Below are 20,476 nucleotides of genomic sequence, written 5' to 3' on the forward strand. Positions count from 1 at the left end.
CGCCGGTCCTGGGCCGCCGCGCGGCGGGATGCCCGCGCCCATCGCTCGCCCAACGCCGGCTGGCCCGAGGCCGCGATGGCGGGCGCCCTGCACGTCCGCCTGTCGGGGCCGCGTGTCTACGCCGACCGGGTCGCGGACGAGCCCTGGCTGAACGGCAGCGCCCGCGATCCCGGTGCCGCCGACCTGGACCGGGCGCTTGCCATATATAGACGCGCGGTGCTGCTTGCGGGGCTGGTCCTTGCAGTTCTTGTTCTTGTCAGACCTTGGTGACCTTGACCGTCTGCGTCTGCAGTTCCGTCGCCGTCATCGTCGTCAGGAAGGCCACGTCGACCGCGTCGCGCCCCACGGCAATCAGCGCCATCTCGTCCGCCGCGGCCATGCCCGTGGGGTCGATCAGGTGCCAGGTGCCATCCAGGTAAACCTCGGCCACGGCATGGAAGTCGGGCGGATCAACCCTGGGCGCGAAGACGCTGGCGATGCGGGCGGGGATCTGGGCGGCCCGGCAAAGCGCGATCATCAGGTGGGCATAATCGCGGCAGACCCCGCGCCGTTCCAGAAAGGTATCCGCCGCCGTGGTCGAAGACGTGCTGACGCCCGACACATAGTCCAGCCGCTGCTCGATCCAGTCGCGGATCGCCAGGACCTTGGCGCCGCCCGCCGTGTCGCCGAACCGCTGGTTCACGAAGGGCACGAAGCGTTCGGCCTGGCAATAGCGCGAGGGCAGCAGATAGCGCAGCGCGTCGCCCGACATCTGGTCAACCTCCAGCGCGGCCATGCGCTCGAACACGGGGCGGGGACGCGTCACCACCACATCGGCGGAATAGGAACAGCGCAGGTCCTCGGCGGCGCGGATGATGATCTTTTCGCCGATGCCCTCCTCGCCGGGAACGCGGGCCAGATGCTCGACCGGGCCGAAGTCGATGCGGGCGTTGCTGATTTCCTGCCCGAAGGCGCCGGCGGCCTCGACCGCAAGGATGGCCGGCCCCGGCGTCAGGAGCTTGTAGTGAAGTTCGACCTCGACCCGTATCCGCATTCCTGCCGCCCCCGCTTGTGTCGGTCTGGAACGGCGCAGGGGCGCCATCGGGTCCGTTCCGGCGAAAAGATCGCTACTTGCGGCGCATCGCTTCGGCCAGGGCTGCCCCGAAACCGCCCTGCCCGCCTGTTTCGGGGGCAGAACTGGCCTGGCGCGGACCCGCCTTCCCCTGAGCCTTGGGTGCGGGCTTCGCAGCCTCGGCATCGGACCGCATGGTCAGGCCGATGCGCTTGCGCGGCACGTCCACCTCGGTCACGCGGACGCGGACCACGTCGCCGACCTTGACCACCTCGTTCGGGTCCTTGACGAAGCGGTTGGCAAGCTGGCTGACATGGACCAGCCCGTCCTGATGAACGCCGATGTCCACAAAGGCGCCGAAGGCCGCGACATTGGTGACGGTGCCTTCCAGCATCATGCCGGGTTTCAGGTCGGTGATCTCGTTCACCCCTTCGGCAAAGCTGGCGGTGACGAAGGACGGGCGCGGGTCGCGGCCGGGCTTTTCCAGTTCGGACAGGATGTCGCGAATGGTGGGCAGGCCGAAATGCTCGTCCACGAACTGCTCGGCCCGGACGGATTTCAGCGCCGCGCCGTCGCCCATGATCGCGCGGATGTCGCGCCCGCAGGCAGCCACGATCTTGCGCGCGACGCCATAAGCCTCGGGGTGGACGGCCGAGGCGTCCAGCGGCTCCTTGCCGCCGGCAATGCGCAGGAAGCCCGCGCATTGCTCGAAGGCGCGCGGACCAAGGCCCGCCACCTTCTTCAGCGCCGCGCGGGAGGGGAAGGCGCCGTTTTCATCGCGCCAGGCCACGATGTTCTGCGCCAGCGAGGGGCCAAGCCCCGCCACATGGGCCAGCAGCGGCGCGGATGCGGTGTTCAGGTCCACGCCCACGGCGTTCACGGCATCCTCGACCACGGCCTCCAGCGTCTTGGCAAGCTGCCGCTGGTCCACGTCGTGCTGGTACTGGCCGACGCCGATGGATTCGGGCGGCACCTTGACCAGTTCCGCCAACGGATCCTGCAGGCGCCGGGCGATGGACACCGCGCCGCGCAGCGACACGTCAAGCCCCGGAAATTCCTTCGCGGCCAGTTCGGACGCCGAATAGACCGAGGCCCCGGCCTCGCTGACGATCACCTTGGTCGGTGCCTTCGCGCCCTTGGGCAGGCGCTTCAGCACCTCGGCCACCAGACGTTCGGTTTCGCGGCTGGCGGTGCCGTTGCCGATGGCGATCAGGTCGGCGCCATGGCGGGCGATCAGCGTCAGAAGCGTGGCCTCGGCCCCGCGCAGGTCGTTCTTGGGCTGGAAGGGATAGATCGTGGCGGTGTCCAGCAGCTTGCCCGTGGCATCCACCACCGCGATCTTGCAGCCGGTGCGGATGCCCGGATCGATGCCCAGCGTCACCCGCGCCCCGGCGGGGGCTGCCAGCAGCAGGTCGCGCAGGTTGCGGCCGAAGACGCGGATCGCCTCGTCATGGGCGCGTTTGCGCAATTCGGTCAGCAGGTCGATATACATCGTGTTCGACAGCCGCACCCGCCAGGTCCAGCCCGCCACCTGCCGCAGCCACTGGTCGCCTGGACCGCTGCCCAGGGTTCCAAGCGCCCGCGCGACAATCCCTTCTGCCCGCTGCGCGCCCGTCTCGGGGTCGGGCGAGATGTCGATGGTGACGATTTCCTCTTTCGCGGCCCGCAGGATCGCCAGGGCACGGTGCCCGGGGATGGCCGACCATTTCTCGCGATGGTCGAAATAGTCGCTGAACTTGGCGCCCGCCTGTTCCTTACCCGCGATCAGCCTGGCCGCGATGAAGGCCTCGTTGCGCATGAAGTCACGCAGGTTGCCCAGAAGCGAGGCGTTCTCCGACAGTTCCTCGACCAGGATGTCCCGCGCCCCGTCCAGGGCGGCCTTCGTGTCCGGCACCGCGCCCGACAGATAGCCTGCCGCAAGCGTCAGCGGATCGGCGGCCCGCTTGTCCTGGATCGCCCGCAGCAGCGGCTCCAGCCCGTTCTCGCGCGCGATCATCGCCTTGGTGCGCCGCTTGGGCTTGAAGGGCAGGTAGATGTCCTCAAGCGCCGCCTTTGTTTCCGCCCCCGCGATCGCGCGGGCCAGGTCGTCGGTCAGCTTGCCCTGGTCCTTGATCGAGTTCAGGATCGCCGCCCGTCTCGCCTCCATCTCGCGCAGATAGGCCAGCCGTTCGGCCAGCGTGCGCAATTGCGTGTCGTCAAGCCCGCCCGTCGCCTCTTTCCGGTAGCGGGCGACGAAGGGCACGGTCGCGCCGCCGTCCAGCAGTTCCGCCGCCGCCGAAACTTGCGCCGGCGTGGCGTTGATCTCACCGGCGATGGTGCGGGCGATACGGGCGGCTGTGTCCATGGTCTTCTCCGGCAAACGGAAGCCGGTTTTAACCGGACGCGGCGCTCAGGCCAAGGCCGACATGCGCCGCCTGCATGTTGACAGCGCGATGTGCCATGCACAGTTGCAGGTCATGCAAACTGAAAGGACCTTTCATGCCGACGCTTTTTGACCCGCTTCAGATCGGAGCCCTGACGCTTCGCAACCGCATCGTAATGGCGCCGCTGACCCGTGCCCGCGCAGGGGCGGACCGCGTGCCCAACGCGATGATGGCCGAATACTACGCGCAGCGCGCCAGCGCCGGGCTTATCCTGTCGGAAGCAACCAGCGTCACCCCGATGGGCGTGGGCTATGCCGACACGCCGGGCATCTGGAACGATGCGCAGGTCGAGGGCTGGAAGCAGGTCACGAAGGCCGTGCATGACGCGGGCGGGCTGATCTTCCTGCAACTGTGGCACGTCGGGCGCATTTCCGACCCGATGTTCCTCGACGGGCAACTGCCGGTCGCACCCAGCGCCATCCGCCCCGAGGGCACCGTCAGCCTGGTTCGCCCGAAGAAGGCCTATGAAACCCCCCGCGCCCTTGAGACCGACGAGATTGCCGGCATTGTCGAGGCCTATCGCCAGGGCGCCGAGAACGCCAAGCGCGCAGGCTTCGACGGGGTCGAGATCCACGCCGCGAATGGTTACCTGATCGACCAGTTCCTGCAGGACGGCAGCAACAAGCGGACCGACCGTTATGGCGGGTCCATCGAAAACCGCACGCGGTTCCTGAACGAGATCACGGATGCCGTCATCGGCGTCTGGGGCGCGGATCGCGTGGGCCTGCACCTGGCCCCGCGCGGCGACAGCCACAGCATGGGCGACAGCAATCCCAAGGCCCTGTTCACGCATGTGGCGCGGCAGATGCGCGACCGCGGGCTGGCCTTCCTCTGCCTGCGCGAATACCTCGGGCCCGACAGCCTGCTGGACGACATCAAGGCAGCCTTCGGCGGCGTGGTCATCGCGAACGAACAGCTTACCCGCGAAAGCGCCGAGGATCTGCTTCGCACCGGCCGGGCGGACGCCGCGGCCTTCGGCAAGGACTTCATCGCCACGCCCGACCTGCCCCGCCGCTTCCGCGAGGATCTGGCGCTGAACCAGCAGAACCCCGCAACCTTCTATGGCAGCGGCCCCGAGGGGTATGTGGACTACCCCGTCGCCGAAGACGCGTGACCTGACGACGGGGCGGGCCGATCCGGCCCGCCCTTCGCCTTACCTGGCCTTCGCGGCGGCGCTTTCCGGCAGTTCCTCGTCGAACAGGCGCTGGTAGAACTCGGCCACCGTCTGCCGCTCCAGCTCGTCGCACTTGTTCAGGAAGGTCAGGCGGAAGGCATAGCCGATGTTGTTGCCGAAGATGCGCGCGTTCTGCGCCCAGGCAATCACCGTGCGCGGCGACATGACGGTGGACAGATCGCCCTGCATGAAGGCCGTCCGCGTCAGGTCCGCCAGCGTCACCATCTGGCCGATGATCTTGCGGCCCTTCTCGGTGTTGTAGGTCGGGTTCTTGGCCAGCACGATGGCGGCCTCGGCGTCATGCGACAGGTAGTTCAGCGTGGAAACCAGCGACCAGCGGTCCATCTGGCCCTGGTTGATCTGCTGGGTGCCGTGGTACAGGCCGGTCGTGTCACCCAGGCCCACGGTGTTGGCGGTGGCGAACAGGCGGAAATAGGGGTTCGGCGTGATGACCTCGTTCTGGTCCAGCAGCGTCAGCTTGCCGTCGGTTTCCAGAACGCGCTGGATCACGAACATCACGTCCGCGCGGCCCGCGTCGTATTCGTCGAAGACGATGGCGGTCGGGTTGCGCAGCGCCCAGGGCAGGATGCCTTCGTGGAAGACCGTGACCTGCTTGCCATCGACCAGCTTGATCGCGTCCTTGCCGATCAGGTCGATGCGCGACACATGGCTGTCGAGGTTCACGCGTACGCAAGGCCAGTTCAGCCGGGCGGCCACCTGCTCGATATGCGTCGATTTCCCGGTGCCGTGATAGCCCTGGATCATGACCCGGCGGTTATAGGCGAAGCCCGCCAGAATCGCCATGGTGGTGTCGGGGTCGAACTTGTAGGTGCTGTCGATCTCGGGGACACGGTCGGACCGTTCGGCGAAGCCCTTGACCTTCATGTCGCTGTCCAGACCGAACACCTCGCGCAGGTCGATCTCTTCGGTGGGTTTGGCGTTCATGTCCAGCATTGTCGGCACCTTTCCTCGCATCGCCCGCCTTGATCGCGCATAAGTCCGCCGCGCGCAAGCCGGGCCTGCGTTGACGGGGCCGGACGGGCTGCTAAGTTGGCCGCGCAACCGAAAGAGGATCACCTGTTGCCGGACGCCCGTGGAACCATGCTGCAGGATCAGATCGGGCGCGTGGCGCAGGGCGATCGCCATGCCTTCGACGAATTGTACCAGGCGACCTCGGCCAGGCTGAACGCGGTGTGCCTGTCCGTGCTGCGCGACCGTCGGGAAGCCGAGGAAGTGCTGGAGCAGGTCTATATCGACATCTGGAAGACCGCCCGCGATTTCGCCGGGACCGGGCTGTCGCCGGCCACCTGGCTTGTCACCGTCGCGCGCGACCGCGCGATCCAGCGATCGGGGACGACCGGCCCCGCCCTGCCGGCCACGGGCGATGTGACCCATCCGGCCAGGGCGGTTCGCTCGGCCTATCTGCAAGGCATGAGCCTGGCCGAGTTTTCGGACCGGGCCGGCATTCCCGCTGACGCCGCGCGGCAACGCCTGCACGAGGGTTTCGCGGCCCTGGGCGCGTCCGAAGGCGACGACTTGCTGGCGGCCGAACTGGCCTTGGGCATGGCAGGGGGGACCGACGCCGCGGCAACCTCCCGCCTTGCCGCCGATCCCGCCTTCGCAAGGCAGGTGCGCGACTGGCAGGAACGGCTGGCCTTGTTCGCGGACGACCTGACCCCGGTGATGGCCCCCGCCCGCGCGCGGCAAAGGATACGCGAAAGCCTGGGGCACGGGACGGCGCCCCTGTCCGTCGATCCGCTGGAGCGGACGCCCTGGTGGCGCGGCACGGGCGGGATCGTGATCGCGATCCTGCTGGCGACGGCCCTGGGTTGGTACCTGTGGACGAGCTGAGGCGTCAGGCGTTGAACAGGAAGTGCAGGACGTCGCCGTCCTTGACCTCGTAGGTCTTGCCTTCCACGCGGAACTTGCCCGCCTCGCGCGCACCGACCTCGCCCTTGTAGGTGACATAATCGTCATAGGCGATGGTTTCGGCGCGGATGAAGCCGCGCTCGAAATCGCCATGGATGACGCCCGCCGCCTGCGGGGCCAGCGTGCCCTTGTGAATGGTCCAGGCGCGGGCTTCCTTGGGGCCGACGGTAAAATAGGTGTCCAAGCCCAGCAGCTTGTAGCCCTCGCGGATCAGCCGGTCCAGACCCGCCTCGTGCAGGCCCATCTCCTCAAGGAACATCGCGGCCTCGTCGGCGGGAAGCTGGCTGATCTCCTCCTCGATCTTGGCCGAGATCACGACATGGCCGGCACCCTGCGCGCGCGCCATCTCGGCCACGCGGTCCGATTGCGCGTTTCCGGTCGCGGCCTTGTCTTCCTCCACGTTGCAGACGAACAGCACCGGCTTGGCGGTCAGCAGTTGCAGCATGTCCCAGGCTTTCCGGTCCTCGTCCGCCACGGACACGGTCCGGGCGGGCTTTCCGGATTCCAGCGCGGCCTGCGCCGCCTTCAGCAGCTTTTCCTGGGCCACGGCGTCCTTGTCCCCGCCCTTCAGCTTGCGCTGGATGTTGGCAAGGCGACGCTCGACCGATTCCAGGTCGGCGATCATCAGCTCGGTCTCGATGGTGTCCGCGTCCGCGATGGGATCGACCCGGCCCTCGACATGGGTGACGTCGCCATCCTCGAAGCAGCGCAGGACATGGGCGATGGCGTCGACCTCTCGGATATTGGCCAGGAACTGGTTGCCCAGACCCTCGCCCTTGGACGCTCCCTTCACGAGGCCCGCGATGTCCACGAAGGTGATGCGCGTCGGGATGACCTGCTTGCTGCTGGCGATGGCGGCCAGGGTGTCCAGGCGCGGATCGGGAACCGCGACCTCGCCCACGTTCGGCTCGATGGTGCAGAACGGAAAATTCGCGGCCTGCGCAGCCGCCGTTTTCGTCAGCGCGTTGAACAGAGTCGATTTGCCCACGTTCGGCAAGCCGACAATTCCCATGCGAAAGCCCATGACGCGCCCCTTTTGCCCAAGTCAGGGCGCGTTCTAGGCAAGCCGCCGGGCTTCTGCAAGCGTCAGCGGAACAGGACCAGCGATCCGGGCGACCAGGCCAGCCGGGTCCGCGTGCCGACCTCTTGCACGTCGCGGCCGAAGACGTTGCGCATGGAGATCCGCACGGGCCGCGCCTTGCCGTCTACCGCCGCAGCGCCGTCCAGGCGCAAGTCGTAATAGGTCATGTCGCCATAATAGACGACCTCGTCGATGGTGGCGCTTGTTTCGCGCGGCTGACTGTGGGTCTGGGCAGGACCGACCAGCGTCATGGTTTCGGGGCGGAAGCCGATTGTCGGGCCCGCGTCGTCCGGATTCGCGCGGCTGACCTGCCGATCCGGCAGTTCGACAATGCCAAGTCCCGGCACCTCGACCGTCACCGTGCCACCCGCCTCGCCCAGGATCTGCGCGGGCAGGAAGTTCATCACGCCGATGAAATCCGCGACCCGGCGGTTGGCGGGACGGGCATACAGCGCCTCGGGGCCGTCAAGCTGGGCGATCTCACCCTCGAACATGACGGCGATGCGGTCGGACATGACCAGGGCCTCCTCCTGGTCATGCGTCACCAGCACGAAGGTGATGCCGACCTGGCGCTGCAGCTTGATCAGTTCGACCTGCATCTGCTCGCGCATCTTGCGGTCCAAGGCCGATAGCGGCTCGTCCAGAAGCAGCACCTTGGGCTTCAGGATCAGGGCGCGGGCCAGCGCCACCCGCTGACGCTGGCCGCCCGACAAGGCGTGCGCGGCGCGGTTGCCATAACCTCGCAGGCCAACCATCGCCAACGCCTCCTCGACCAGGGCCGCCTTTTCCGCCTTGCCGCGCGGATCGCGGCGCAACCCGAAGGCCACGTTCTGCGCCACCGTCAGATGCGGAAAGATGGCGTAGGACTGGAACACCATGTTGGTGGGGCGCTTGTTGGCCGGCACCTCGTCCATGCGCTTCTGGTCGATCAGGATCGCGCCGTCGGAAATGTCCTCGAACCCGGCGATGGTGCGCAGAAGCGTGGTCTTGCCGCAGCCGGACGGCCCGAGAAGCGAGAAGAACTCGCCCGCGCGGATGGTCAGGTCGATACCGCGCAGCGCATGGTAATCGCCGTAATGCTTGTGGACGCCGCGACATTCGATCATCGGCTTGCGGTCGTCGGTCACAGGAACCCTCCGGTCGGATTGCCGCCCATGCGGGCATTGCCGCGGCGGCGGAAGTATTCGCCAAGCGCCAGCAGCACGATGGACAGCGCCACCAGCACGGTGCCCAGCGCCATGATCATCGGGATCTGCTTGGGGAACCGCAACTGGCTGAAGATGTAGGTGGGCAGCGTCGGCTGGTTGCCCGCGAGGAAGAAGGCGATGATGAATTCGTCCAAGCTGATGGTGAAGGAAATCAGCAGCGAGGAGATGATCCCCGGCATGACCAGCGGCAGCGTGACCAGACGGAACGCGCTCCACTTCGTCTCGCCCAGGTCATAGGCCGCTTCCTCCAGCGACTTGTCCAGGGATGAAAAGGCCGTGGACAGGATCGCGATGGCATAGGGCATGCAGATCAGGACATGGCCCAGGATCACCGTCAGGATCGACAGTTCCACCCCCGCGCCCAGCAGCACGACCAGCAGCGACATGGCGACGATGATTTCCGGCAGCACCATCGGCAGCAGGATGAAGCCCATCATGCCGCCCTTGCCCGGAAACTCGAACCGGGTCGAGGCGCGGGCGGCGAAGATGCCCAGGCATGTCGCCAGGATCGAGGCGCTGACCGCGATGATCAGCGAATTGGTCAGCGCCGTGCGCAGCGTGGCATTGGCCCACATCTGCGCGAACCAGTCGGTCGTGAAGCCCTGCAACGGAAATGCGATGATCGTGCCCGAGTTGAACGCGAACAGCGGCAGCAGGATGATCGGCGCATAAAGGAACAGCAGATACAGCAGCGCATAGACCTGCAAGCCGCGCCCCTGCCCCTTCACGACCGCACCTTAAGGAAGCGGCGGTTGATCAGCAGGAAGACGATGCTGACAAGCGCGACGATGGCCATAGCCGTGACCGCCAGCGCCGATCCCAGCGGGCGGTTGTCCAGGGCCAGCATCTGCACCTGGATCAGGTTAGCGATCATCGGGATCTTGCCGCCGCCGATCAGTTCGGGGGTGACGTAATCGCCGATGGTCGGAATGAAGACGATCAGCACCGCCGCCAGCACGCCGGGCATCGCCAGCGGCAGCGTCACCCGCCAGAAGGTCATGGCGCGGCTTTCGCCCAGGTCGCGCCCGGCTTCCAGCAGCGAGCGGTCGATCTTTTCCAGGGCCACGAAGATCGGCAGGATGGCGAAGGGCGCATAGGCATGGGCCAGCGTGATCACGATGGAATTGACGTTATAGAGGATGAAGGTCAACGGCTCGTCGATGATGCCAAGCCCGGTCAGGCTGGAGTTGATGACGCCGTTGTAGCCCAGGATCACCTTCCACAGGAACACCCGGATCAGGTAACTGGTCCAGAAGGGGATGGTGATCAGGAACAGCCACAGGGATTTCTTCTCGGGCCTGACCAGGAAGCTGACGTAATAGGCGACCGGAAAGGCCAGCAGCACCGTGACCAGCGTGACGAGGGCCGAGACCATCAGCGAGCGCAGCATCACCGTGCGCACGATGGGGTCAGTCCAGACCTGGACATAGTTGGCCCAGGTGAAGTCGCGCACGACCTCCAGATAGCCGTCAGTCAGGAAGCTGTAGGTCAGGATCGTCAGCAGCGGCGCCGCCAGGATCAGCAGCGCATACAGGAACGGCGGCGCGATGAGGGTATAACCCTGCCTCGCCTGTGCATCCAACCCGCCCTTGGCCATCCGATCCTTCCCGCCGCGCCCTTGCCCGATTTCTTTCATATCAGCAAAAGGCTGAAAAGAGGATTTATGCGGCTTTCATCCCGCCGACGTCATCGCCACCACCGCCCGGTCAGCGCCAGCCGCGCCAGAGAGGCCCGACGCTGGAACGGCGTGATTCCAGAAGGTTCCGAAAAACAGTTGATGTCGTTTCTCAGGACAGCGGCCAGGAACTGCGGCACGCGCGGACCGGGATACAGCGCGGCCGCTGCCCGTTTCGGCAGCACGCGGCGCGACCCTGCGGCGCGGTGCAGGGCATCCCGCGCGATCCCCGCCAAGATGATTGCATCCTGGGGACGAGGCGTATCAAATCCCAGGCGAAGCGGTTGCAGGCGCGGAAGCGCGCGCAGCCAGGCGGTCAGACCCGCCCCAAGCGCCTGGTCTGCCACGACCGACCGCGCCTCGGCAGGGGCGCCAAGCCGTTCAGCCGCCAGCCCCATCAGGCGCCCTGCGGTGTCGTTCACATAGGCGACGACCTCCTCGGGACGCGAGAACGGCTCTCTTGCACAATCGCGGCGGCGTGCCTCGGCCAAGGGGGCGATGCGCCCGGCCTCGTCGCCCCACGCCTGCCACAGGGGCGTCAGCACGTCATGCAGGGGCGGTGCCTTGCCTTGCCCCATCTCGGCCAGGCGGTCGATCCACCATTGCAGCCGCATCTCGGCCAGCATCGGTTCGGCCGACTGGAAGGGTGCGCGCGCGATTTCCAGGTTCAGCGCGTAAAGCGTCATCAGAGCGGGACGATCTTGCGGATCGGCCACAAGAACGGCGCCGAAGCGTTCGGGGTCCTGGCTCCGCACCAGTTCGGTGCAGGCGTCCAGCGTCACGTCAGCAGGTCCTCGGCAATGCGGGCCACGTCCTTTTGGACCGTGGCCGGGCGAACCAGCAACTCGATACCGACCTTGGACATGCGCACCTCGAGCCCGGCGCCGGTCAGGTCGGCCTTGGCGCGGTCAAGGCGCGAGAAGTCCTTGGATGCCATCGCCTCGGCGCGGATCTGGGCCAGCCGATCCCGCAGGGCCGCGAGGATCTGGTCGAAGTTCCGGAAGGCCGACTGGCTGTCAAGCGCCTGGTAATCGGCCCGCATCCAGTCGTCGTCGCCCGCCTGCAACAGCCCGATGAAACGGGCCGAGGCCAGCAGCAGCGCCGGATCATCCTTCAGCCGATGCAGCACGGCGATCGCCCCCGGCGTGTTCAGGTCGTTGGCGATCGCCTCGACCACCTCGGGGTGCGGCGCGGCTGCGGGAGCGGCGTCCTTGGTCAGCAGCCGCCATTGCCACAGGATGTCGCGCGCCTCGTCGGCCTTGCCCTGGGTCCAGTCCATCGGCTTGCGATAGTGGGTGGACAGAAGGACATAGCGGATCACCTCACCGGCGATGCGGCGGTCCAGAAGGTCGCGGACGGTGAAGAAATTGCCCAGGGACTTGGACATCTTCTTGCCCTCGACCTGAAGCATCTCGTTGTGCAGCCAGACGTTGGCGAACGAGGCCTCGGGATGGGCGCAGCAGCTTTGCGCGACCTCGTTCTCATGGTGCGGGAACTGCAGGTCGATGCCGCCGCCGTGGATGTCGAAGCTTGGCCCCAGCAGCGCCGCCGACATGGCGGAACATTCGATGTGCCAGCCGGGACGTCCCCGCCCCCAGGGGCTGTCCCAGCCGGGCTGGTCAAGCGCGGACGGTTTCCACAGCACGAAATCCATCGGATCGCGCTTGAAGGGCGCGACCTCGACCCGGGCGCCGGCGATCATGTCATCGACCGACCGGCCCGAGAGCCGCCCGTATTCGGGAAAGGACCGCACGTCGAACAGGACATGGCCCTCGGCCTCGTAGGCATTTCCGCGTGCGATCAGGGTCTGGATCATCTCGACCATGGGGCCGATGTATTCGGTCGCCCGGGGTTCGTGATCGGGGCGGTCGGCGCCAAGCGCGTCCATGTCGTCGTGATACCAGGCCACCGTTTCCTCGGTGATCTCGCGGATGTCGCGGCCGGTCGCGGCGGCGCGGGCGTTGATCTTGTCGTCGACGTCCGTGAAGTTGCGCACATAGGTCACATGGTCCGGGCCATAGACGTGGCGCAGCAGGCGCACCAGGACGTCGAAGACCAGCACGGGCCGGGCATTGCCCAGATGCGCACGGTCATAGACGGTCGGCCCGCACAGGTAGAGGCGCACGTTGCCGGGGTCCAGCGGCTCAAAGACCTCTTTCCTGCGGGTGCGGGTGTTCGTCAGCCGGATCTCGACCATGGTGCGCCTTTCTGTAACGCCGCCGGTCTAGCCGATCGGTGCGTGGCTTTCCACCCATGCGATCTGGCGCGGCAGGCTGTGACGGTGCAGGTCATAGCCGTCCAGGATGGTCTGTCGTGCCGCCCCGCGCAGCCGGCCGGCATCGGGATCGCCCGCAAGGCCCCGGATCAGCGCGGCGGACAGGGCGGCCACGTCGAAGAACGGCACCAGACGACCGTTTTCGCCATCGCGGATCAGTTCGCGCACGGGTTCCGTGTCCGATGCGACGATGTATCCGCCTGCCGCCATCGTCTCGGTCAGGGACCAGGACAGCACGAAGGGATAGGTCAGGTAGCAATGGACGCGGGCCAGCTGGATCAGCGACAGATAATCGGGATAGGCCACGCGGCCCAGGAAATGAACGCGCGACAGATCCAGGCAGTCGCCCAGTTCCGCCAGCATCCGGGCCTTCCAACTGCCGCCCTCCTTGGGGACGCTGCCATAGCTGACGCCCTCGGCCCCGATGACCACGACCTGGGCCCGGGGTCGGGCTGCCAGGATCTCGGGAAGCGCGCGCATGAAGATGTGGAAACCGCGATAGGGTTCCAGGGACCGGCTGACATAGGTCAGCACCTCGTCTCCTGCGCGCAGCACCTGGCCGTTCGGCAGCGTCAGGCTGGCCTGCGGGTTCGGGCAGACCCGGGCGGTGTCGATCCCGTCATGGATGACGGTGATCTTGGCGCGAAGCTCGGGCGGGAAGCTGTCGGCCTGATAGCGGGTGGGCGATATCGCCGCATCGGCCTGCACGATGCCCTGGATCAGGTGGGCGGACCGCGCGACGGCCATCATCCGGACCTCGTCGCTGGTGTCCTGAAGCTCGGGGTCAAAACCGACATCCTGGCCGCGCGTGCGATACAGAAGCTCGGCATAGACCAGAAGCTTCGCGTCGGGCCAGATTTCGCGCAGGAACAGCGTCTCGCCCCAGCCGGTATGGCCGATGATCACGTCCGGCGTGAAGCCGTGCCGGTCCCGCAGAGCCCGCGCCCCGCGTGCCGCCAGATAGCCGCGTTCGGCATGGGTCGCATAGCTGCGCCCGAAGGGGCTTGCCTGAACCGGCTCGGGCGTCTTGTAGCGGACGGTCGAGACCGGGCTGGCGCGCTGGTTCTTCTCGTCGGTCAGGGCCAGGACCTGATGGCCGCGCACCGCGAGGGCCGGGGCCAGGTGGGGAAACTGGCCCGGAAAGTTCTGATGGACGAACAGGATCTTCATCGGTGATGGTCGCGGAACGCGGCGGCCAGCAGCGCGCGGGTATAGTCCTGCCCGGGCGTCTCGAAGATCTGGGCGGTGCTGCCCTGCTCCACCACCTCGCCCGCGCGCATCACCATGATCTTGTGGGACATGGCGCGGACGACCCGCAGGTCGTGGCTGATGAACAGGAAGGCCAGCCCGTATTTCTGCTGCAATCCGCGCAGCAGCTGGACGATCTGCACCTGAACCGTCATGTCGAGCGCGCTTGTCGGTTCGTCTAGGACCACGACCTTGGGGCGCAGGATCATGGCGCGCGCAATGGCGATGCGCTGGCGCTGCCCGCCCGAAAATTCGTGCGGATAGCGGTGCATGGTGTCGGGGTTGAGCCCGACCTCGGCCATGATGTCGGCCACCATCCGGCGGCGGTCGGCGCCCTTTTCCACGCCGTGGACGCCCAGGCCCTCGGCGATGATCTGTTCCACGGTCATGCGCGGGGACAGGCTGCCGAAAGGGTCCTGGAAGACGATCTGCATGTCGCGGCGCAGGCGGCGCAACTGGCGCGACTGCCAGCGGGCGATGTCCTGGCCCATGAACAGGATCGGGCCGTCGCTGTCGATCAGCCGCATGATCGCCAGCGCCAGCGTGGTCTTGCCGCTGCCGGATTCGCCGACGATGCCCAGGGTTTCGCCTGCCCGCACGGTCAGGGTGGCGCCGTTCACGGCCTTCACATGGCCCACGGTCCGGCGCAGCAGGCCCCGCTGGATCGGAAACCAGACCTTGAGGTCGCGAGTCTCGACCATGGTTTCCGCGCCATTCGCGACCCGATCGGCGGTGCCGGTCGGCTCAGCGGCCAGCAGCTTGCGGGTGTAGTCGTGCTGGGGGTTCGCGAAGATCTCGGCCACCGGGCCTTGTTCCACGATCTCGCCGTCCTTCATCACGCAGACGCGGTCGGCGATGCGGCGCACGATGCCAAGGTCGTGGCTGATGAACAGCATCGACAACCCCTCGGCCGCCTTCAGTTCCGCCAGCAGGTCGAGGATCTGCGCCTGGATCGTCACGTCAAGCGCCGTGGTCGGTTCGTCCGCGACCAGCAACTCGGGGCCGTTGGCCAGCGCCATGGCGATCATCACCCGCTGCCGCTGGCCGCCGGAAAGCTGGTGCGGATAATCGGCCAGGCGGCTTTCGGGGTCGCGGATGCCGACACGGGTCAGCAGTTCCACGATCCGCGCCCGCGCCTTGGCCCCGGTCAGCCCTTGGTGCAGCGCCAGACTTTCACCCAACTGCTTTTCCAGCGTGTGCAGCGGGTTCAGCGAGGTCATCGGCTCCTGAAAGATGAAGCTGATGTCGTCGCCCCTGATGTCGCGCAGCACCTTTTCGGGGGCATCGACCATTTCCCGGCCTGCATATTTCACCGACCCCTCGATCACGGCGGAATCGCCCAGAAGGCGCACGGTGGACAGCGCCGTCACGGACTTGCCGGACCCGGATTCGCCAACAAGGGCCACGGTCTCGCCCTTGCCGATCTGGAAGCTGACGCCCTTCACGGCGGGCACGATCCGGCCTTCCTGACGGAAACCGATGCGCAGGCCTTGAACCGACAGGACGGGATCGGTCATTTGAAGGTCTTTCGGGGGTCGAAGGCATCGCGCACGCCTTCGAAGACGAAGACCAGAAGCGACAGCATGATGGCGAATGTGAAGAAGGCGGTGAAGGCCAGCCAGGGGGCCTGGAGGTTCTGCTTGGCCTGCAAGGCCAGTTCTCCCAGCGATGGCGCGGATGCCGGCAGGCCGTAGCCCAGGTAATCCAGCGCTGCCAGCCCGCTGATCGTGCCGGTCACGACGAATGGCAGCATGGTCAGCGTGGCGACCATGGCGTTTGGCAGGATGTGGCGAAACATTATGGTGCGGTCGCCCACCCCCAACGCGCGGGCGGCGCGGACATATTCGAAGTTGCGCGCCCGCAGGAATTCCGCCCGGACGACGCCCACCAACGCGGGCCAGCCGAACAAGATGGTGACGAACACCAGCAGCCAGAAGCTGCGCCCCAGGATCGCGAACAGGATGATGATGACGTAAAGCGACGGAGTGGACGCCCAGATTTCCAGCACCCGCTGGAACACCAGGTCGGTGCGCCCGCCGAAATAGCCCTGGATCGCCCCCGCCGCGATGCCCACGACGGATGCCACCACCGTCACGATCAGCGTGAACAGGATCGAGATGCGGAAGCCATAGATCACCCGCGCCAGCACGTCGCGCGCGGTGTCGTCGGTGCCCAGCCAATGCGTGCCGTCCGGCGCGCTCGGGGCGCTGCCGACGTTGTTGATGGTGGAGTAATGGAAGGGGATCGGCGGCCAGATCATCCAGCCCTGCTCGGCCTTGGGGATGTCGCTGGTGCCCGCGCCAACGGCGGCGATCAGATCCTCGGGGGTATCCCAGCACTCCTGCCGCCCGCCGGTGACGATCAGGCATTGCACGGCGGGGTCGGTATAGATCGCCTCGGTCCCGAAATCGCCGCCGAAAGCCATTTCGGGATAGAAGTTGTAGGCGGGGAAGTACAGATCGCCCCGATAGCTGGCGACAATGGGTTTGTCGTTGGCCACGATCTCGGCGCACATCGCCACCACGAACAGCACCGAAAAGATCACCAGCGACCAGAAGGCCCGGCCGTTGCGGCGGAAGCTGCGCCAGCGGCGGCGGTTCAGTTCCGACAGCGCCATCAGCCGGCCCTCGATTCGAAGTCGATGCGGGGATCGACGAAGACATACATCATGTCGGACAGGATGCCGACGACCAAGCTCAGCAGGCCGAAGACGTAGAGCGTGCCGAAGATCACCGGATAGTCGCGCTGCACCGCGGCCTCGAAGCCCAGGCGACCTAGGCCGTCCAGCGAGAAGACCGTCTCGATCAGGATGGACGCGCCGAAGAACACGCCCAAGAAGACGGCGGGAAAGCCCGCGATCACGATCAGCATAGCGTTGCGGAAGACGTGGCCGTAAAGGACGCGGCCCTCGGTCAGGCCCTTGGCCCGGGCAGTCATCACGTACTGCTTGTTGATCTCGTCCAGAAAACTGTTCTTCGTCAACAGGGTTAGCGTGGCAAAGCTGGAAATTGTCGAGGCCACGACCGGCAGCGTCGCGTGCCAGGCATAGTCCTTGATCTTGCCCCACAAGCTCAGGTCCGTGAAGTTGTCGCTGGTCAGGCCACGCAGGGGAAAGATCTGCCAATAGCTGCCGCCCGCGAACAGCACCATCAGCAGAACCGCGAACAAAAAGGCCGGGATCGCATAGGCCATGATGATCACGGCCGAGGTCCAGGTGTCGAACCGTGTCCCGTCCCGCGTGGCCTTGCGGATGCCCAGCGGGATCGAGATCAGATAGGCCAGCAGCGTAGACCACAAGCCCAGCGTGATCGACACCGGCATCTTTTCCACCACCAGGTCGATGACGCTGATCGACCGGAACCAGGAGGTGCCGAAATCGAAGGTCAGGTAGTTGCCCATCATCGTCAGGAAGCGTTCCAGCGGCGGCTTGTCGAAGCCGAACTCCTTTTCAAGCTGGGCGATGAATTCGGGCGGCAGGCCGCGCGCGCCCTCGTATCCCTCGACCACGCCGGTGTCGGCCCCCGCGCCCGCGCCGGATATGTTGCTGAAGGCGTCGCCGGACCCCTGCACCTGCGCGGCGATCTGCTCGATGGGACCGCCGGGGACGAATTGCGTCAGGGTGAAGTTCACCACCATGATCCCGATCAGCGTCGGGATGATCAGCAGCAACCGCCGCAGGATATAGGCGCCCATCGGATCGACCTTGCCCCTTGCGGGCCTTCGCGGCCCCGTTTCCTTTATCCCGCCCTTGTCGGGCCGGACTGCCGGGAAATCAACCCTGCCGTTAGCGGATCGCGCCCGCGGTCTTCAACTCGGCCTCGCGCGCAGTATCGGCCCACCAGAAATCCAGCGTGCCGAGCGCATAGGGCGGCATCTGTTCGGGATGCCGATACATGTCGTAATAAGCCAGCGTGTATTCGGCCTTGAACCATTTCGGCACCCAGAAGCGCAGGCTGCGAAGGGCACGGTCAAGTGCGTTGATTGCGACGATGTTGTCATCCATCGTCTCGGCCTGCTGGCCGACCTCCAGCAGCTTGTCGATGGCCGGGTTCGCAAGGCCCATCGGGTTGAACACGTCGTCCGCGTCCTCGGACCCGAAGACCTGGCCGGCATAGCCGCCGATGGCAAAGGCCTGGCCCAGCGAATCCTCGACCATGTCGAAATCCTTGGACCGGGTCCGAAGCTGCATCTCGGCGTTGTCCACGCGGCGGTTCATGGCGTCGATGCCGATGGCGCGCAGGTTCTGGATGAAGGGGTTGATGATCCGGTCGTTGCCCACGTCGTCGTTGAGGATCTCGACCGTCAGGGTCTCTCCTGCGGCGTTGCGGCGCATCCCGTCGCTGCCGACGGTCCAGCCCGCCTCGTCCAGCAGGGCCACAGCGCGGCGCATATTCCCCCGGTCAAGCTGGCGTTCGCCCGAAGTGGGCTGGACCACGGCGGGGTCCGTCAGGATGCCCCCGGGCAGATCGCCCGCCACGGGTTCCAGCAGCGCCTTTTCCGCATCGGACGGCGGGCCGTCGGCGCGGAATTCGCTGTTGTCCCAGAAGGAATTGACCCGTGTTTCCAGCCCGTAGAGCAGCGTCTGGTTGGTCCATTCGAAGTTGAACATCAGCCCGATCGCCTCGCGCACGCGGATGTCCTGGAACTTGGCGCGCCGCAGGTTGAAGACCCAGCCGTCGCCGCTGGCGATTTCGCCGTTCGCAAGCGTTTCGCGCACCACCGCGCCCGATGACAGCGCCGGGAAGTCGTAGCGCGTGGACCAGTGCATCGACGATGTCTCGTTGCGGAAGGTGTATTCGCCCGCCTTGAACGCCTCGAAGGCACTGTCGAAGTCGCCGAACATCTCGTAGCGGATGTGGTCGAAGTTGAAGCGGCCCTTGTTGATCGGCAGGTCCTTGCCCCAGTAATCGGGGTTGCGCTTGACCACCATCGTGCGGCCCATGTCGGCGCGGTCGAACATGTAGGGGCCAGAGCCGACATAGGGGATGGTCGTGCTCTGCTCCAGGTCGCGCTTGTTGTCCTCGAAGTCCCTTTTCGAGAACACGATCTGGCTGCCCATCTGGCTGATCACGTCGCGGCGGGGATAGCCCTCGGCGAAGGTGAACTTGATGCGGTGGTCGTCCAGAACCTCGGCCTTGGCGATCATCTGCTGCATCGCCATGCGGAACGACGACAGGCCCTTGTCGCGCAGCGTCTCGAAGCTGAACAGCACGTCATGGGCGGTCAGCGGCGTGCCGTCGCTGAAGCGCGCCTCGGGGCGCAGGTTGAAGATCACCCAATCCTTGCTTTCAGGATATTCCAGCGTCTCGCACAGAAGGCAGTAATCCACGCCCAATTCGTCCGCCGGGCTGTCCATCAGCCGTTCCAGCTGGATCACCGACAGGGCGATGGCGCGACCGCGATGGGTGAAGGGGTTGTAGCTGTCGAAGCCGCCCACGGCGCCGAACGAGATCTCGCCGCCCTTCGGCGCGTCGGGGTTCACATAGCGGTAGTGCGGAAAATCGGCGGGCAGCGCGGGTTCGCCGAACAGCGCGATGGCATGGGTCTTGATGACCTTTTCGCCGCCCTCGGCGCTCGCGGCTTCTTGCGACAGGGCGGCGGATGCCGGGGCAAGGGCCAGGGCGGCGAACAGGGCAAGGTGGCGCATCGGCGGACTCCGGCTAGGGGCGGTTTTCAGCAGGCTAGGCAGCACCGGGGGCACGATCAACCCGCGATTTCGTGAGGGGAACGCCACCGAAGGGCATGAAAAAAGGCGCATCCGAAGATGCGCCCCCGATCGCCGATGCCTGGATGCCTACTGCTGGCCCTGAAGATAGGCGATGATGTCGGCACGATCCTGCGGGTCCTTCAGGCCCGCGAAGGACATCTTGGTGCCCGACACGACGCCCTTGGGGTTTGCCAGGAATTCCTGCAGCGCCTCGGGCGTCCATTGCGGCGCCTCGGCCTTGTGCTCGACCATGGCGGGCGAATAGCTGAAGCCCGCGACTGCCGCGACCTCGCGGCCGACGACGCCGTTCAGATGCGGGCCGACGCCATCGGTGCCGTCCAGCTTGTGGCAGGCCTTGCACTTGCCGAAGTCCTTTTCGCCGGCCGCCACGTCGGCCGATGCCAGAAGCGCCGCGAAGTCGATCTGCTCCTCGGCGGCTTCCTCGCCGCCGCCGGCAGCTTCCTCGACCGGGATGCTGTAGGCTTGCGCGACTTCCTCACCCTCGCCGTGATGGGCTGCGCCCACGTGATACAGGCCGCTTGCCGCCCAGTTGGCAAGCATCAGGAACAGCAGCGCGCCGATCAGCGCGCCGGCGGCCTTGGTCACGGTCATGGTGTTGAACATCGCGTGCGATCCCCGCATTGGTAAGCTCGTCAATTCGACGGGTATCTATCCGCTTTCGCTTTGAAGGATCAAGGTATAGTT

Annotated in this window: 19 protein-coding genes; 4 read left to right on the top strand and 15 right to left on the bottom strand. The window is 66.3% G+C overall.

All coding sequences use genetic code 11. The features are described 5' to 3' along the window. On the top strand, positions 1–270 hold a 270-nt coding region (locus J0F76_RS09120), incomplete at its 5' end, for a cobalamin biosynthesis protein (RefSeq protein ID WP_207468254.1). Here the strand turns inward: J0F76_RS09120 and J0F76_RS09125 are convergent. Beyond that, on the bottom strand, positions 257–1,033 hold the full coding sequence (locus J0F76_RS09125; protein WP_207468256.1) for a transglutaminase-like domain-containing protein: 777 nt from the start codon (positions 1,031–1,033) through the stop codon (positions 257–259). The two genes, J0F76_RS09120 and J0F76_RS09125, sit on opposite strands and share 14 nt — an antisense overlap. Before the next feature lie 73 nt (positions 1,034–1,106). Then, positions 1,107–3,395: a Tex family protein gene (locus J0F76_RS09130; RefSeq protein WP_207468258.1), complete on the bottom strand. Its 2,289-nt coding sequence runs from the start codon at positions 3,393–3,395 to the stop codon at positions 1,107–1,109. Between J0F76_RS09130 and J0F76_RS09135 the strand changes: the two genes are divergently transcribed. Further along, positions 3,394–3,546 carry a hypothetical protein gene (locus J0F76_RS09135; RefSeq protein ID WP_207468260.1) on the top strand — a complete coding sequence of 51 codons (153 nt, stop codon included), beginning with the start codon at positions 3,394–3,396 and terminating at the stop codon, positions 3,544–3,546. The two genes, J0F76_RS09130 and J0F76_RS09135, sit on opposite strands and share 2 nt — an antisense overlap. Further along, positions 3,530–4,588, top strand: a complete 1,059-nt coding sequence (locus J0F76_RS09140; protein ID WP_207468262.1) for an alkene reductase — start codon at positions 3,530–3,532, stop codon at positions 4,586–4,588. The genes J0F76_RS09135 and J0F76_RS09140 overlap by 17 nt, the downstream gene beginning before the upstream one ends. Before the next feature lie 39 nt (positions 4,589–4,627). On the opposite strand, the gene cobS is transcribed toward J0F76_RS09140, so the two are convergent. Further along, entirely contained in the window at positions 4,628–5,602 is a 975-nt protein-coding gene (gene cobS, locus J0F76_RS09145) for a cobaltochelatase subunit CobS (protein ID WP_207468272.1), read from the bottom strand. 147 nt (positions 5,603–5,749) lie between these two features. Between cobS and J0F76_RS09150 the strand changes: the two genes are divergently transcribed. Continuing rightward, positions 5,750–6,499: a sigma factor gene (locus J0F76_RS09150; protein ID WP_207468274.1), complete on the top strand. Its 750-nt coding sequence runs from the start codon at positions 5,750–5,752 to the stop codon at positions 6,497–6,499. A 4-nt stretch (positions 6,500–6,503) separates the two neighbouring features. Here the strand turns inward: J0F76_RS09150 and ychF are convergent, their stop codons facing one another. The 12 genes from ychF to J0F76_RS09210 all read right to left on the bottom strand — a co-directional run bounded on the left by ychF (position 6,504) and on the right by J0F76_RS09210 (position 20,395). Next, the gene (gene ychF, locus J0F76_RS09155; RefSeq protein WP_207468276.1) at positions 6,504–7,601 is read right to left on the bottom strand and encodes a redox-regulated ATPase YchF; all 1,098 of its coding nucleotides are present in this window, start codon (positions 7,599–7,601) and stop codon (positions 6,504–6,506) included. 62 nt (positions 7,602–7,663) lie between these two features. Then, a complete protein-coding gene (locus J0F76_RS09160) occupies positions 7,664–8,785 on the bottom strand; it encodes an ABC transporter ATP-binding protein (RefSeq protein WP_341351577.1) in 1,122 nt (373 codons plus the stop codon). Continuing rightward, the gene (locus J0F76_RS09165) at positions 8,782–9,594 is read right to left on the bottom strand and encodes an ABC transporter permease subunit (RefSeq protein ID WP_207468279.1); all 813 of its coding nucleotides are present in this window, start codon (positions 9,592–9,594) and stop codon (positions 8,782–8,784) included. Before J0F76_RS09165 ends, J0F76_RS09160 begins: the two co-directional genes overlap by 4 nt. Beyond that, the gene (locus J0F76_RS09170) at positions 9,591–10,463 is read right to left on the bottom strand and encodes an ABC transporter permease (RefSeq protein ID WP_207468281.1); all 873 of its coding nucleotides are present in this window, start codon (positions 10,461–10,463) and stop codon (positions 9,591–9,593) included. The genes J0F76_RS09165 and J0F76_RS09170 overlap by 4 nt, the downstream gene beginning before the upstream one ends. An 89-nt stretch (positions 10,464–10,552) precedes the next feature. Then, a complete protein-coding gene (locus tag J0F76_RS09175; RefSeq protein ID WP_207468283.1) occupies positions 10,553–11,323 on the bottom strand; it encodes a squalene/phytoene synthase family protein in 771 nt (256 codons plus the stop codon). Next, entirely contained in the window at positions 11,320–12,738 is a 1,419-nt protein-coding gene (gene cysS / locus J0F76_RS09180; protein WP_207468285.1) for a cysteine--tRNA ligase, read from the bottom strand. Before cysS ends, J0F76_RS09175 begins: the two co-directional genes overlap by 4 nt. A gap of 27 nt (positions 12,739–12,765) precedes the next feature. Further along, on the bottom strand, positions 12,766–13,986 hold the full coding sequence (locus tag J0F76_RS09185) for a glycosyltransferase (RefSeq protein WP_207468287.1): 1,221 nt from the start codon (positions 13,984–13,986) through the stop codon (positions 12,766–12,768). Then, entirely contained in the window at positions 13,983–15,581 is a 1,599-nt protein-coding gene (locus J0F76_RS09190; RefSeq protein WP_207468290.1) for an ABC transporter ATP-binding protein, read from the bottom strand. Before J0F76_RS09190 ends, J0F76_RS09185 begins: the two co-directional genes overlap by 4 nt. After that, positions 15,578–16,681, bottom strand: coding sequence for an ABC transporter permease (locus J0F76_RS09195; RefSeq protein WP_207468292.1), 1,104 nt, complete (start codon positions 16,679–16,681; stop codon positions 15,578–15,580). The genes J0F76_RS09190 and J0F76_RS09195 overlap by 4 nt, the downstream gene beginning before the upstream one ends. Continuing rightward, entirely contained in the window at positions 16,681–17,757 is a 1,077-nt protein-coding gene (locus tag J0F76_RS09200) for a microcin C ABC transporter permease YejB (RefSeq protein WP_207468294.1), read from the bottom strand. Before J0F76_RS09200 ends, J0F76_RS09195 begins: the two co-directional genes overlap by 1 nt. A gap of 91 nt (positions 17,758–17,848) precedes the next feature. Further along, on the bottom strand, positions 17,849–19,711 hold the full coding sequence (locus J0F76_RS09205) for an extracellular solute-binding protein (RefSeq protein WP_207468296.1): 1,863 nt from the start codon (positions 19,709–19,711) through the stop codon (positions 17,849–17,851). A 147-nt stretch (positions 19,712–19,858) separates the two neighbouring features. Then, positions 19,859–20,395 (bottom strand): c-type cytochrome, encoded by a 537-nt coding sequence (locus tag J0F76_RS09210; protein WP_207468401.1) that lies wholly within the window; start codon positions 20,393–20,395, stop codon positions 19,859–19,861. Positions 20,396–20,476: the final 81 nt, after the last annotated feature.

The organism is Paracoccus fontiphilus, assembly GCF_017356265.1.
Taxonomy (GTDB): Bacteria; Pseudomonadota; Alphaproteobacteria; order Rhodobacterales; family Rhodobacteraceae; genus Paracoccus; species Paracoccus fontiphilus.

Bases quoted from the DNA above. Each gene is read 5' to 3' on its own strand.
- J0F76_RS09125 (WP_207468256.1), bottom strand. From the start codon at position 1,033: ATGCGGATACGGGTCGAGGTCGAACTTCACTACAAGCTCCTGACGCCG.
- J0F76_RS09135 (WP_207468260.1), top strand. From the start codon at position 3,394: ATGGTCTTCTCCGGCAAACGGAAGCCGGTTTTAACCGGACGCGGCGCT.
- J0F76_RS09130 (WP_207468258.1), bottom strand. From the start codon at position 3,395: ATGGACACAGCCGCCCGTATCGCCCGCACCATCGCCGGTGAGATCAAC.
- J0F76_RS09140 (WP_207468262.1), top strand. From the start codon at position 3,530: ATGCCGACGCTTTTTGACCCGCTTCAGATCGGAGCCCTGACGCTTCGC.
- cobS (WP_207468272.1), bottom strand. From the start codon at position 5,602: ATGCTGGACATGAACGCCAAACCCACCGAAGAGATCGACCTGCGCGAG.
- J0F76_RS09150 (WP_207468274.1), top strand. From the start codon at position 5,750: ATGCTGCAGGATCAGATCGGGCGCGTGGCGCAGGGCGATCGCCATGCC.
- ychF (WP_207468276.1), bottom strand. From the start codon at position 7,601: ATGGGCTTTCGCATGGGAATTGTCGGCTTGCCGAACGTGGGCAAATCG.
- J0F76_RS09170 (WP_207468281.1), bottom strand. From the start codon at position 10,463: ATGGCCAAGGGCGGGTTGGATGCACAGGCGAGGCAGGGTTATACCCTC.
- cysS (WP_207468285.1), bottom strand. From the start codon at position 12,738: ATGGTCGAGATCCGGCTGACGAACACCCGCACCCGCAGGAAAGAGGTC.
- J0F76_RS09185 (WP_207468287.1), bottom strand. From the start codon at position 13,986: ATGAAGATCCTGTTCGTCCATCAGAACTTTCCGGGCCAGTTTCCCCAC.
- J0F76_RS09190 (WP_207468290.1), bottom strand. From the start codon at position 15,581: ATGACCGATCCCGTCCTGTCGGTTCAAGGCCTGCGCATCGGTTTCCGT.
- J0F76_RS09195 (WP_207468292.1), bottom strand. From the start codon at position 16,681: ATGGCGCTGTCGGAACTGAACCGCCGCCGCTGGCGCAGCTTCCGCCGC.
- J0F76_RS09200 (WP_207468294.1), bottom strand. From the start codon at position 17,757: ATGGGCGCCTATATCCTGCGGCGGTTGCTGCTGATCATCCCGACGCTG.
- J0F76_RS09205 (WP_207468296.1), bottom strand. From the start codon at position 19,711: ATGCGCCACCTTGCCCTGTTCGCCGCCCTGGCCCTTGCCCCGGCATCC.
- J0F76_RS09210 (WP_207468401.1), bottom strand. From the start codon at position 20,395: ATGTTCAACACCATGACCGTGACCAAGGCCGCCGGCGCGCTGATCGGC.